Origin of the sequence: Streptomyces sp. SAJ15 (genome assembly GCF_007595705.1) — a bacterium.
Taxonomy (GTDB): Bacteria; Actinomycetota; Actinomycetes; order Streptomycetales; family Streptomycetaceae; genus Streptomyces.
In genome coordinates this window covers 104456-117885 of record NZ_NISY01000003.1, presented here as the reverse complement: position 1 = coordinate 117885, position 13430 = coordinate 104456, and the positions used below count along the sequence as shown (strand labels likewise).

9 protein-coding genes are annotated in these 13430 nt (G+C 75.9%); 6 read left to right on the top strand and 3 right to left on the bottom strand.

Annotated features, from left to right (window positions below; genetic code table 11):
• Positions 1-36: 36 nt before the first annotated feature.
• The 6 genes from CD790_RS10645 (at position 37) to CD790_RS34510 (ending at position 9275) form a co-directional block, all read left to right on the top strand.
• A complete protein-coding gene (locus CD790_RS10645; protein WP_144382945.1) occupies positions 37-861 on the top strand; it encodes a GNAT family N-acetyltransferase in 825 nt (274 codons plus the stop codon).
• Between the two features lie 68 nt (positions 862-929).
• Positions 930-2210, top strand: a complete 1281-nt coding sequence (locus CD790_RS10640) for a 1-acyl-sn-glycerol-3-phosphate acyltransferase (protein ID WP_260867487.1) — start codon at positions 930-932, stop codon at positions 2208-2210.
• Entirely contained in the window at positions 2173-2700 is a 528-nt protein-coding gene (locus CD790_RS10635) for a methylated-DNA--[protein]-cysteine S-methyltransferase (protein WP_144382944.1), read from the top strand. Before CD790_RS10640 ends, CD790_RS10635 begins: the two co-directional genes overlap by 38 nt.
• Entirely contained in the window at positions 2697-3374 is a 678-nt protein-coding gene (locus CD790_RS10630) for an alpha-ketoglutarate-dependent dioxygenase AlkB (protein ID WP_260867486.1), read from the top strand. Before CD790_RS10635 ends, CD790_RS10630 begins: the two co-directional genes overlap by 4 nt.
• An 81-nt stretch (positions 3375-3455) precedes the next feature.
• A complete protein-coding gene (locus tag CD790_RS10625) occupies positions 3456-4919 on the top strand; it encodes a 5'-methylthioadenosine/S-adenosylhomocysteine nucleosidase (protein ID WP_144382943.1) in 1464 nt (487 codons plus the stop codon).
• A 6-nt stretch (positions 4920-4925) separates the two neighbouring features.
• Positions 4926-9275, top strand: a complete 4350-nt coding sequence (locus CD790_RS34510) for a hypothetical protein (RefSeq protein WP_186318968.1) — start codon at positions 4926-4928, stop codon at positions 9273-9275.
• Between the two features lie 564 nt (positions 9276-9839).
• Here the strand turns inward: CD790_RS34510 and CD790_RS10615 are convergent.
• From CD790_RS10615 to CD790_RS10605, 3 genes are all read right to left on the bottom strand, one after another.
• Positions 9840-10295: a tellurite resistance TerB family protein gene (locus CD790_RS10615; RefSeq protein ID WP_144382942.1), complete on the bottom strand. Its 456-nt coding sequence runs from the start codon at positions 10293-10295 to the stop codon at positions 9840-9842.
• 118 nt (positions 10296-10413) lie between these two features.
• Positions 10414-11442 carry a rod shape-determining protein gene (locus tag CD790_RS10610; protein ID WP_144382941.1) on the bottom strand — a complete coding sequence of 343 codons (1029 nt, stop codon included), beginning with the start codon at positions 11440-11442 and terminating at the stop codon, positions 10414-10416.
• Positions 11443-11682: 240 nt separating this feature from the next.
• Entirely contained in the window at positions 11683-13410 is a 1728-nt protein-coding gene (locus CD790_RS10605) for a bifunctional 3'-5' exonuclease/DNA polymerase (RefSeq protein WP_144382940.1), read from the bottom strand.
• Positions 13411-13430 lie beyond the last annotated feature (20 nt).

The following is a 13430-nucleotide window of genomic DNA, read 5'->3' as shown; positions in this document are numbered from 1 at the left end:
ACCGCAGCGCTTGCCCGACGGCGAACAGGAATGCCCATGTTCTCGACGTCCACAGTATCGGCAGCCTCCACCGATCCCCGTGCGGCCTCCGTGCCCGCCTCCCGCGCGGCGAACGCCACCGACTCCGCGCCGCGCGGCGGGAGTTCGTACGTCACGTCCATCGCCCACACCGACGCACAGATACACGCCGCCCAGCGGCTGCGCTACCAGGTCTTCGGGCTGGAGAAGGGGGCGCGGCTGGAGCCGACCGCCGACGGGCGGGACGTGGACGCCTTCGACGCCGACATGGACCACCTCATCGTCACGGAGACGACGAGCGGCGAGGTGGTCGGCACCTACCGGCTGCTGCCGCCGGGGCGGAGCGCGCGGCTCTACTCGGAGACCGAGTTCGACCTGCGTGGGCTCCCGACCGACGTCCGCTCGTCGATGGTCGAGGCGGGGCGCGCCTGTGTGCACCCGGACCACCGGTCGGGGGCCGTGATCAACCTGATGTGGGCCGGACTCGCCCGCTACGTCCTGCTCTCCGGCCACCGCTACCTGGCGGGCTGCGCCTCGGTCCCGCTGGCCGACGGCGGACAGGCCGCCGCCAACGCCTGGCTGCTCGGCACCACCAAGCACGCCGCCCCGCCCGAGCTGCGGGTGCAGCCGCTCGATCCCTGGATACCCGGGCGGCCACTGGAGGCCGAGGCGGGCTACGGCACGCTGCCGCCGCTGCTGCGCGGCTACCTCCGGGTGGGCGCCTGGATGTGCGGGCCGCCGCAGCACGAACGGGACTTCGGCGACGCCGACTTCTTCGTCATGCTGGACACCGAGCGGATGAACGACCGCTACCGGCGCTACTTCCTCGGCGACGGGAAGTGACCCCGACCGGCCCCTGGGCCCCGTGGTCTCCCTGCACCACGCGCTGCGTCGCGCACGCCGCCCCGCGCGTGCCCGCCCCGGTCGCCGCGGGGCGGGGTATCGCCCTCGCCCGCGTGCTGGCCGGGGCGCTGCTGAGCGGCGAGCGGATCGCCGAGCCCGCCGTGCTGCGCTCCCGCGCACGGGCCGTGCTGGACGCCCTGGGCGTACGGCTGGAGGTCCACGAGGACGGCCCTGAGGGGGCCGAGGGGGCCGAAGGGGCCGAGGGGGCCGCGTACGGGGGCGTGGGGGGTGGGGTGCTCAGCGTCCACGGCCCCGGCCCCGGCGTCGCCAGGCCCGGCACGCTTGCGCCCGGTTCCCTTGTGCCTGGTGTCCGTATGCCTGGTGCCCGTGTGCCTGGTGGTCGCATGCCCGGTGTCTTTGTGTCCGGCGAGTCCGGCGACCTTGCGCCTGGCGGTCCCGTGCCCGCCGACCCCGCGCCCGGCGGCCTTGTGCCCGGTGCCCCCGCGCCCGGCACCCCTGCGCCTGGCGGTCCCGTGCCCGGCACCCTCGTCGTCGCCAACCACATCTCCTGGCTCGACGTGCTCGCCCTGCTGGCCGTCGAGCCGGTGACCATGCTGGCCAAGCGGGAGGTCGCGGGGTGGCCCGTGGTGGGCGGGCTGGTGCGTCGGGCGGGGACGCTGTTCATCGACCGTGACAGCCTGCGCGGGGTGCCGGACGCCGTGGCAGGGCTGGCCGAGCGGCTGCGGTCCGGGCGCTCGGTGATGGTCTTCCCGCAGGGCGCCACCTGGTGCTCTGGGGCCGGGGGCCGGTTCCGTCGTGCGACCTTCCAGGCGGCGCTCGACGTGGGCGCGCCCATCCGGCCCGTCACGCTCTCCTACGTCCAGCACCGGATGCCCACGACCGTCGCGGCCTTCGTGGGCGAGGACGACTTCGCCTCCTCGCTGCGCCGGATCGCCGGCGCCGGCGGGCTCGCGGTGCGGGTCCGCGTCCACCGGCCGCTGCCGCCCGCGCGGGGCGTCGACGACCGCCGGGCGCTCGCCGCGCGGGCGCAGGCGGTGATCCGTGGGGCGGTGCCGGAGGCCGGGTACGGAGGGGAGCCGGAGGGGCCGCGCGGGCCGGGGGCCGGCCGTGGGCGCCCGTACCGCGCGGAGGACTCCGCGTACGGTGGAGGGGAGACGCGCCCCAGGACCGCCGCCCGGCCCCCTGGCCGAGAGCGCCCGGCCCCTAGAGCGACGTCCGATTTCCGCCAGCACGACCGCGCGCCGGACCGCAGACTCGTACCCGGAACGAGCGCAGAAAGGAACGCGCACCATGACGGTCTACGCGACGATGGACAGCCCGCTGGGTGAGCTGCTGCTGGTCGGCGAGGAGTCGGCGACCGCGCGGGGTGGCACCGCGCTGGACTCGCTGTCGCTGCCGGGTCAGCGAGGCGGCGCCGTGGCCAAAGAGGACTGGCGGCACGACCCGGAGGCGTTCGTCGAGATCGTGCGTCAGCTCCGCGCGTACTTCGACGGCACGCTGACCCGCTTCGACGTGGCACACACCGCCCGCGGCACCGACTTCCAGCGCAAGGTCTGGGAGGGCCTGGAGACCATCCCCTACGGCGTCACCACCAGCTACGGGCGTCTGGCCGAGCAACTCGGCGTGCCCCGCGCGGCGGTGCGTGCCCTGGGCACCGCGATCGGCGCCAACCCGCTGCTCCTCATCCGCCCCTGCCACCGCGTGATCGGCGCGGACGGCTCGCTGACGGGCTACGCGGGTGGGCTGGAGGCCAAGCGGCGGCTGCTGGACCTTGAGGGCGCCGGGGCGCCGGCCGGGGGCGGACGGGGCCCGAGGTGAGCGACCCGGCCCTGTTCGGCGTGGTGGGCGGGGCGGGCCGGGCCCCCAGCAGTCCGGCGCCCGGCGCCGTCCACCTGCCCGGCTGGCTCGACCTCGACCAGCAGCGGCGCCTGGTCGTCGCCTGCCGCGACTGGGCCACCGGGCCCGTTCCGATCCGACACACCCGACTCCCGCGCGGGGGCGTGATGTCCGTGCGCACCGTGTGCGTCGGCTGGCACTGGCAGCCGTACCGCTACACGCGCACCGCCGACGACGTGAACGGCGCGCGGGTCGCGGACTTCCCCGAGTGGCTCGCCGAGTTGGGCCGCCGCGCGGTCGCGGACGCGTACGGTGACCCGGCGGCCGCGGCCGCCTACGCGCCCGACACCGCCCTGGTCAACTTCTACGACGGCCAGGCCAGGATGGGCATGCACCAGGACAAGGGCGAGCGGTCCGGCGCCCCCGTGGTCTCGTTGAGCATCGGCGACAGCTGCGTCTTCCGCTTCGGCAACCCCGAGACCCGCGCCAGGCCGTACACCGACATCGCCCTGGCCTCCGGCGACCTCTTCGTCTTCGGCGGGCCCTCCCGCTTCGCCTACCACGGCGTGCCCAGGGTCCACCCCGGCACCGGCGACCCCGCCACCGGCCTGACCGCCGGCCGTCTCAACATCACCTTGCGGGAAACCGGCCTGTGACCGACAGTGCCCGGTCGAATGCTCTAAGCTGCGGCAGCCGTAGAGAGAGCGGATTCGGCGCCGACGGGGGTGCACGGGGACATGGCGGAAGCGACCGGCCTGGCGGTGGTGTTGACGGCGCTGCCACTGGAACACCGCGCGGTGCGCGCACTGCTGACCGAGAGGTCGTTACGGACGCACCCGTCGGGCACCGTCTTCGAGCAGGGCACGCTGCCGGGCACCCCCTGGCAGGTCGCCGTCGCCTGCATCGACGCGGGGAACCTGGGCTCCGCCGTGATCGCCGAGCGGGCCCGCGCGTGGCTGCGGCCCGAGGCGCTGTTCTTCGTCGGCGTCGCGGGCGGCCTCAAGGACGACATCCGGCTCGGTGACGTCGTCGTCGCCACCCGCGTCTACCACCTGCACGGCGGCAAGGAGACCTCCGCCGGCCACCGGCTCCGCCCCGTCCCCGGCGCCGTCTCGCACCGCCTCGGACAGGCCGCGTACGCAGCCCTGGTCGATGACCGTTGGCGGCTCCGCATCCCGCCCGCGCTGCGTACCTCCCTCGCGCCCGAGGTGCACCACAAGCCCGTCGCCGCCGGCGAGGTGGTCCTCAACTCCCGTACCGCGCCGCTGTACACGCAGATCATCGCCGAGCACTACGAGGACGCCGCGGCCGTCGAGATGGAGAGCGCCGGGATCGCCAAGGCGGCCGGTCTCGCCGACGGCCTGCACATCCTGACCGTCCGCGGCATCAGCGACCACGCCGACGGGGCCAAGGCCGCCGCGGACGCCACGGGTTCACAGCCGCGCGCCGCCGCCCACGCCGCCGCCGCGCTGGCCGAGATCCTGGCCGTCCTCGCCCCGACGGCCCGCCCTTCCGAGCCCGCCGCGTACCCGCCCCCGGCGGCGGACGCCACGCCTCCAGCCGGCGCGTACCCGCCCCCGGCGGCGGACGCCACGCCTCCAGCCGGCGCGGCCGCTCCGCGTGAAGCCGCTGCCGCTCCCCGCCTTCCCATGCCTGCTCCGCGCGTTGTCGCGCCTGCTCCGCGCGTTGACGGACCTGTTCCGCGCGATGGCGGGCCTGCTCCGCGCGTTGACGTGTCGGCTCCGCGTCGTGTCGCGCCTGCTCCGTACCCTGCCGCGGCCGGGCCACCCACGGTCCCCGGTGCCCCGTTCGCGGCCGCCGAGGCCCCCTTCGCGGCCGCCGTCCCCGCGACCGAATCCGCTGCCGTGACGCCCCCGCCCGCACCCGTCGTCCGCACGGCCCAGGCAGGCCCGGTCGACGGCGCCGCCGGCGAACTGGCCACCACCCTGGGCGCGTTCCCGGACATGGCCAGCCTGGAGTTCCGACAGGGCATCCTCGCCGACATGGGGGCGCTCCTGGGGCTGGGCCGGCCCTTCCTGGCCGCAGAGCGGGCCGTGGCCCGCGACCACCAGCGGGAGATCGCCCGCCGCGTCCGCGCCTACCGCGACCCGGACGCGGCCCTCCAGGCGCTCTACGCGGCACTGGCCGACGCCCGCCCGGACGACGCGGCCCTGGAGCGGCTCCGCCGCCTGCTGGGATGAGCGGCCGTGGCGGGCGAGGTGTTCACCCGACGGGCCGAGCGCTGGTGCAGGGTACGGGAGGACTGCGACCCCGCCGAGGACCTGTTCCCGCTGGACGGCGACGGATTCCTCGGCAGCGACTGGCGCCGTCTGCGGTGGACCGAGGTGGGCGACCGGGCCGGCGACGGCCCCGAGCGGACGCGCGGCGCCCTGATCGCCCCGCGGGTCGCCGCCGCGCGGGGCGCGATGGTGCTGCTGGGAGAGCCGGGCGCGGGGAAGACGACCGTCCTGCGCGGCCTGGTGGCGGGGCTGCGCCCGCTGGAGGACGGCGAGGAGTTCGGGGCCGGCGGCGAGTCCGCCGAGGCGGGCCAGGCCGGCGGAGCGGTGCCGGCGACCGGTGCGGGCCCGGCGGCCGGGGCGGGCCTGGCGACCGGTGTGGGCCTGGCAGCCGGGGCCGGGGCGTACGTCTGGGTCGAGGGGCCCGAGCTCACCGAGGCCACGTACGAGGAACTCCTGGGCCGCCACCTCGTGGCGCGCCCCGCCGGGCTCACCGTGGTGATCGACCAGGCCGACGAGAGCGAGATGCTGCGGCTGCTGCCGGGGCGGCTGAAGCGCTCCCTCGGGCGCGGGGGCCCCGGCGGTCGGCCGCGGCTGCTGCTGGCCTGCCGCACGGGCGACTACCCACAGGCGCTGACCGAGGTGCTCCGCGACCGCTTCACGGGCGGATGCGCACTGGTCGACCTGGCACCGCTCTCCCGCGCGGACGCCGTCGCGCTGGCGGACAGCGCCGGTGTCCCCGGCGAGGAGCTGATCGCCAAGGCGGTGGAGGTGCGGGCGGGCGCGCTGGCGAGCGTGCCGCTCACCCTGGAACTCCTCGTCCGCAGCTACCGCGACAGCGGCGACCTGACGGGCGGCGCCGAGCGGCTCTTCGCGGACGGCATCCGGCTGTCGCTCAACGAGCACGACCCGAACCGCATGGACGTGACCGCGCGGGTCACCGGTTGGCAGCAGCGGCTGGTGGCGGCCGGGCGTATCGCCGCCCGTATGGTCCTCTCCGGCCGCCGCACCCTGTGGCGCGGCAACCACCGCACCGGCGCCCCGCACCGCTTCGACCTCGACACGGACGACCTGGTGGGCGGCGCGGAGGAGACGGTGCCCACGCAGTCCTTCGAGATCACCCCGCGGGTCGTCGACGAAGTGCTGGCCACCGCCGTCTTCACCGCCCACGACGGTGACCGGCTCTCCTTCCGCCACTCCTCCTTCGCGGCCTACCTCGCCGCCCGCCACCTCCTCCACCACCGCGTGGGCGCGGCGGCCCTCACCCGCCTCTTCCTCGTGCGCGCTCCCGACCAGGACACCGCCTCCATCCCCGCCCCGCTGCGCGAGACGGCGGCCTGGCTGGTCGCCCTCGACCCCGAGCACACCGACTGGCTGGCCGCCGCCGATCCCGAGAGCCTGGTCGCGCACAGCGCCCTCGTCCGCTCGGACGCCGTCAAGGAGCTGGTGGTGCGGAAGATGCTGGACCGCGCGGCGGAGCTGGAGCTGAGCGACCGCCGCTTCTTCAGGACGCGCTGGGCGCTCGACCACCCGGGGCTGGCCCGTCAGGTGACCGAGGCGCTCATCCCCGACCCGACGCTCCTGGCGGACGACTGGCCCGCGCGGGCGCGTGCCCGCCTGGCGCTGCGCCTGGCCCGCGACTTCCCCTCGGCGGAGCTCGCGGCGCCGGTGCTCGCGGTGGTGGCCGACGACCGCTGGCCCACCGCGGAACGTCGTCTCGCCGTCCGCGCGGCCTTCGGCTGCGACCCGGGCGCCGCCGCCCCCGTGCTGCGCCGCATGCTGGACGGCCTCGCCGACCCCGCCGCCGCCGCGCGGCTCGACCCGGACGACGACCTGCGGGGCGTGGCCCTGAGCATGCTGTGGCCGCACCACCTCGACGTGGAGGCGATGCTGGGCGCGCTGCGGCCTTCCCCGGTCCAGATGCGGTTCGGTTGGTGCGAGCGGTTTCTGTCGACCATGCCGCGCGACTGTCCCGACGCGTGGCTCGGCCGGGTACTGGAGTGGCTGCGCGCGGAGGCCGGGCGCACGTTCACGGCCGAGCAGCTCAGATCCCTGGTCGACGCCGTTGTCGATCGGGCGCTGGACGGTCGGGACGCCGCCGCCCGTCTGCCGGCGCTCGCCGCCGTCGTGGTCGGTCGCTTCAGCGCGTACCAGAAGGTGCGGTTTCCCGCCGCGCTGGACCGGCTCGACCCGACGGGGAGGGAGCCGGAACGCTCCCGGACGCTGCGGCTCGCCTTCGCCGACGCGCTGGTACGCGAAGCGGTCCGCGCCACGGCGGACCCCCGCTACCCGCTGATGATGTCCCTCCAGGCATGGCGGCGCGATCTGCCCGCGATGGCGGGGATGGCCGAGGACACCGACCGCCGCGCGGGCCGCTACAGCCTGCTGGACCACGCCGACCGCGCCTGGGCCGAGGAGCGGGGCGAACGGGCCGCGCGGGAGGGCGAGTCCGACGTCGCCGCCGCGTACGCGTGGCTCGCGGACGCCCTTCCCGCCGACGACGCCGACGCTGGCCGCAGCGCGGTCAGGGACGGGTACGGGGACGGATACGGGGACGGTCTGGGCGAGCCTCACGAGATCGAGCGGGACGAGGCGGAGCCGTGGGCCGAGGCGGCGGCGTTCGCGGCCGAGCAGCGGGACCGGCTGCGCCGAGCACGGGCGGGAAGCGCGGACGACTTCTGGCAGCTGGTCTGGTGGCTGCAGGTGGACCCGACGACCGGAGAGGGGGGTTCGCGCTGCTCGGACGACATCGCCCGCTGGCCCGGAACGTCGGTGCTCGGCCCGGGTGCCGCCGCGGAGTTGGGCGCGGCCGCCCTCGCGTACGTCACCGGGCACCACGACCACCGTGAGGAGTGGCTGGGGAGGTCGCTGGAGAACCGGCGCGCCCTGGCCGGCTATCTCGCGCTCGCCCTGCTGTACCGACAGGGCCGGATCGAGGAGGTGCCGGCCGCCGCGTGGGCCGCGTGGGACGCGGCGATCCTGGAGGTGGGCGCCTCCTTCGCGGGCGGTCCGGGAAGCGGCGTGGGATCGGCCCTGCTGGCGGCCGCCGCCCGGCGCGCGCCCGAGGATTTCGCCCGTACGGTGGACCGCGTGGCGCGCGCGGACCTCGCCGCCGGGTCGTTCACCTGGGGCCTGAGGCAGGTCGACGCGGGCTGGTCGGACGTCCTCAGGGAGGCGTTGGAACGGCTGGCCCGCGCGCTGGCCGTGGCGCTCGCTCCGACGGCTGACGAGCCTCCCAGCACCGGCGAGACCGCCGAGACCGCCAGCACCCGCGAGACCGCAGAAACCGGCGAGACAGCGGAGACCCCCGGGACTGACGACGCCGCTGGGCTCTGCTGCGATCCGCCGGTGCTCCCGGAGCCCGCCGTCGTCCCCGACGCGCGCCATGAGGCGCTCCGTCTCTTGGGCGAGCTCCTGGCGCGGCTGCTGGCGGCGGACAGCGAGGCGGCCCGGTCGCTGGCGTGGCGCACGGTGGAGCGCCGCGCGGCGTCCGGTGACCCGGAGGCGCGTGTGCTGGCCGTACGGGCGGCCGAGGCGCTGTTGGTGGCGGACGCGCCGACGGCCTGGGCGCGGATGGCGCCGCTCGTCGAGGTCGCCCCGGTGTTCAGCCGCGAACTCGCCGAGTGGTGTGCCCGCGCCGAGGGCACCCGGTCGGGCATCGAGGGGCTCATGGACGAGGCGGGCCTCGCCCGGCTCTACGACTGGCTGAACGCCCTCCGGCCCGAGGACGACATCGTCCGCCCGATCGGCGCCCATGTCGTGGGCCCCGCGGAGCGGGTGGGCGAGTGGCGCGAGTCCCTGCCCAGGGTGCTCGGCCAGCGCGGCACCCCCGAGGCGGTACGGCGCCTCAAAGAGCTCGTCGCCCGCCACCCGCGCCGGCTTCAGCTGCAGGCCGCGCTCGTCGCCGCCCGGGCGCAGTGCGCGGAGGCGACCTGGACGCCGGTCGAGCTTCCCGAGGTCGTCGCCCTGCTGGCCGGCGTCGAGGCGGGGGCGGACGTCCCGCCGCTGCCGGGCATGCCCGCCACCGAGGTGCTCGCGGCGGCGCTGGAGGCGTTCCCCGACATGGCGCGGCTGGAGTTCCGGCAGGGCGTCCTCGCGGACCTGGGGCAGGCACTGGGGCTGGGGCCCGGGCGCTCGTATCCGGTGGGGGAGCGGGACGTCGCGGGGGACCATCTGAGGGAGGTCGCGCGACGGATCAACGCCGACCGCGACCCGGTCGCCGCCCTCCGCGCGCTCTACGCGGCGCTGGCCGACGCGCGCCCGGACGACGCCGCGCTGGCGGCGCTGCGCGAGCTCGTGCCGGACCGGCCAGGAGGGTGAGCGTGCGGCGGGCGCGGCCCCGCGCGGGCGGTGCCCGAGTCGGGCTTCGCCGGTCGTGGAGGGGTGTGCCGTGGGCGCGGCCCCATGTGAGCGGGTGCCCGAGTCGGGCCTTGCGAGGTCGTGGAGGGGCCCGCCGGGCGCCGCGGGCCCGTGTGAGCGGTCTCCCGGCCAGGTCTCGCCGGTCATGGTGAGCGTGCCGTGGGCGCGGCCCCGCGCGGGTGGGTGTCCGAGTCGGCTTCGCCGGGCGTGGAGGTGCGCCGGGCGCTGATCTGCGTCTCGATGCCCGCCTTCGCGATCTCCGACGAGTACGGCGCCACCGCGCGGTGCGTGTGCGCGGCTCCGCGCGAGCGGGTGCATGGGCCAGGTCTCGCCGGTCATGGGTGAGCGTGCCGTGTGCGGGCCCCGCGCGGGCGGGTGTCCGCGTCGGGCCTCGCCGGGCGTGGAGGGGCGCGGCATGGGCGCGGACCCGCGCGGGCCGTGTGCGAGCCGGCCACGCCGACAACGGCTCAGCACGCCGCGAGCGCGGACCCGCGCGGCCGTGTCGTGCGCCGGCCACGCACACCGTCAGAGATCGAACTCCGCGGGGTCGATGCCGACGGCGAAGCACACCTCGCGGACGAGGGCCTGTTCGGTCTTGTCGAAGTCGCCGTCGGCGCCGCCGATGACGATGCCGATCTGGATCACGGCCCGGGCCTCGGTGGGCTTCTTGTGCACCTTGCCGATCGCCTGCATGAGGCTGACCTTGCCGAAGGAGAAATCGGTGGTCAGCTTCGACAGGTAGTCGTTGAAGCGCCGCTGGAGATCATCGGAGTCGAAGTTCCGCAGCACGTCGTTGGTGGCGATCAGCGAGGCCACCCGCTGCCGCTCGGACGGGTCGATCTGGCCGTCGGCGGCCGCGACCAGGGCGCACATCGCCATGCTGGCGTCCCGGAAGGCACCGCTCTTCAGCTCGTTCTTCTTCGCCTGCAGCTGGGTCTGCATCGTCTGGGCCGAATCCCTCAGCCGGTCCCACAGCGCCATGTGCTGCCTCCTCTTGAGTCAGGGTGCACACAGACAACTGTTTCCACGGTGGGGGAAGTTCCCCAAGCGGCCGCTGGGATGCGCGACGGGGCTTCGACGAGCGGTGGGTGAATGCCGGTCAGGTGGCCAAAGGCCCCAGGTCGAACGGCTGCACGTTTCCGTCCAGCATCGCGCCCAAACCCATCACGGCACAGACGTCGGGCTGCTCGGCGACCTGCACCGGCATCCCCGTCGCTCGTCGCAGTATCGAGTCGAGCCCCGGCAGCAGGGCGCTGCCGCCCGCCAGCATGATGCCGCGGTCGGCGAGGTCGGCCACCAGGTCGGGCGGGCAGCGGCGCAGCACGGCGCCGATGGAGTCGGTGATCGCGGTCAGCGGGGTGTGCATGGCGGCGCGCACGCCGTCGGGGTTGACGCGCACCGAGCGGGCGAGGCCGGTGGCCACGTCCCGGCCGTGCACCTCGGGGGCTTCGGCCGTCCCCGCGCCGCCGCTCATGACCAGGTGCAGCGGGCGCACCGCCTGGCTGGCGAGCATCAGCTCGTGCTCGTTGCGCAGATGCTGGACGACGGCGTGGTCGACGGTGTCGCCGCCCACCGGTACCTTCTCGGCGGCCACGATCGCGCCCAGCGACAACACCGCGACCTGGGTGGTGGTGGCCCCGCACACCATGATCATCGTCGCCTCGGGGCGCTCCACCGGCAGCCCGCAGCCGACCGCGGCGGCCACCAGTGTGTCCACCAGCTCCACCCGCTTGGCGCCCAGCCCGGTCAGCGTCTCGACGGCGGCGCGCTGCGCCAGCGGGTTGGCGTCGTGCGGGGTGCACACGGCCGCGCGGAGCAGCGGTTTGCGCCGCCAGGCCCGGCGCACCTTGTCGCCCACGAACTGCCGCAGCATCCGCTGCGCCATGGCGATGTCGACCACGGCGCCGCCGGAGACCGGTCGAACGACCATGATGTGGCCGGGCGTACGGCCGGTCATCCGCTCCGCGAACGAGCCGACCGCGATCAGCCCGCCGGTTCGGGTGTTCACGGCGGCGACCGTCGGTTCGTCGACGATGAGCCCCACGCGCTTGAGGTAGATGCGGGTGCGTGCCGCGCCGAGGTCCACGGCGACGGCGCATCGGCGTAGCTGCTCAAGGCTGAGGGTCATGGTCCGTGCTCCCCTTTGTCTCCTCCTGCGGTTCTTGCTCCGTAGTGGCCATCGTGCGGGCCCGGTCGGCCGGCTGCGCGTGCTGGTGCGCTGCCTGGGTGAGGGGCCGTCAGTCGATGCGCCATCAGAGGGGGGAGGCGGGCGCGGTCCGGATGTGGTCAGGGCGCCGCGGGCTCCTGGAGCTCCACGGTCGCGAACGCGCGGTCTCCGGAGAGCGACCACGCGTGCTCGATCCCGCCGTCAGCCCTTCGCGTCCGCGTAGCTCTCCACCGCCGCGATCGTGAACGGGAAGCGCACCGGTGTCGCGCCGAAGGCGATGCTCCCCGCGCGGTCGCCGGCCGCCCGGATCGCCTCCTCGACCCGCGGCACCTCCTCGGCCGGGCAGTGCACGATCACCTCGTCGTGCTGGAAGAAGACGAGCTCCGCGCGGAGCTCGGCGGCGGTGAGCGACTGGCGGAGGGCGGCCAGCATCAGCAGTGCCCAGTCCGCGGCGCTGCCCTGGACGACGAAGTTCCGGGTGAACCGTCCACGGGCCCGCGCCCCCGCGCCGCGGCGGGCCCCGCCGTACCCGCTGAAGCCCCCGTCCTCCGGCGACTCCGACACGTCCTCGCTCGGCGGCAGCCCGGCCTCCTCGGGCGGGGCGTCGTCGGAGGTCGCGGCGGCGGGCGGGCAGGTGCGGCCCAGCCAGGTGCGCACCAGCCGGCCCTCCTCGCCCGCCCGCGCCGCGTCGTCCACATAGGCGACCGCGGCCGGGAAGCGGCGCCGCAGCGCGGCCAGGTGCTTGAGCCCGTCGCCCGAGGTCTGCCCGTAGATGGCGCCCAGCAGCGCCAGCTTCGCCTGGTCGCGGTCGCCGGAGAAGGCGGACTCGGACAGCCGCGCGTACAGATCGCGCTCGCTGCCGGCGACGTTCATCAGGCCCGGGTCGCGTGAGATCGCGGCCAGCACCCGGGGCTCCAACTGGTCGGCGTCGGCGACCACCAGCCGCCAGCCGGGGTCCGCGACCACCGCCCGCCGCACCACCCGGGGGATCTGCAGCGCCCCGCCGCCGTGGGTGGTCCAGCGACCGGAGACGGTGCCGCCCGGCAGATAGGTGGGCCGGAAGCGGCCCTCGCGCACCCAGGACTGGAGCCAGGACCAGCCGTGCGCCGTGTGCAGCCGGTACAGCTTCTTGTACGCCAGGAGCGGCTCGACCGCCGGGTGGTCGATCTCCTGGAGCTCCCAGGCGCGGGTGGAGGACAGCGCGATGCCGTCCCGCGCGAACGCCCTGATCACCTCGGCCGGCAGATCGGGGCGGACCCGCACTCCGTCGCCGAAGGCGCGCGACACCTCCTCCGCCAGCTCGGCCAGCCGCTGCGGCTCCAGGCCGCCCGGATAGCGCTCGCCGAGCAGCTCGTCCAGCAGCGCCCGGTGCACATCGGCCCGCCAGGGCACCCCCGCCCGGCCCAGCTCGGCCGCGATCAGCGTGCCGGCCGACTCGGCGGCGATCAGCAGCCGCATCCGCTCGGGGTGGGCCGCCGCCTCCACGCGGGTCAGCTGGTCCGCGTACACCTCCAGCAGCGTCTCCAACGGGTCGGCGCCCGGCGGCAGCGGCGCCGGGCCCGGCTCGAAGAGCGACGGCTGGGTGTCCGCCGCGCGCACCGGCGGGTCCTCGGGGACCGGCAGCCCGCGCAGCCGGGCCCAGGCGGCGGCCAGCGAACGCGGGCGCCCCGACCGTCCCTCGTGGCCCAGCAGCAACGTTTCGGCCGTCTCGACGTCGTAGCAGCGATCCACCCGGATCCCCGCGGCCAGCAGCCGGGGATACACGGCGGCCGTCGACCGCCACACCCAACGGTCGACCTCGGGCCGGGAGCGGACGGCCCGCACGATGCCGTCGGTCGTCGCGACCACCGGCCCCGCAGGCCGCCCGGCCCCGTCGAGCGGGCAGAGACGAACACCCCCGTCGTCCGTCTCCACCACCGCCCACCTCATGGAACACAGTCTGGCAGGGG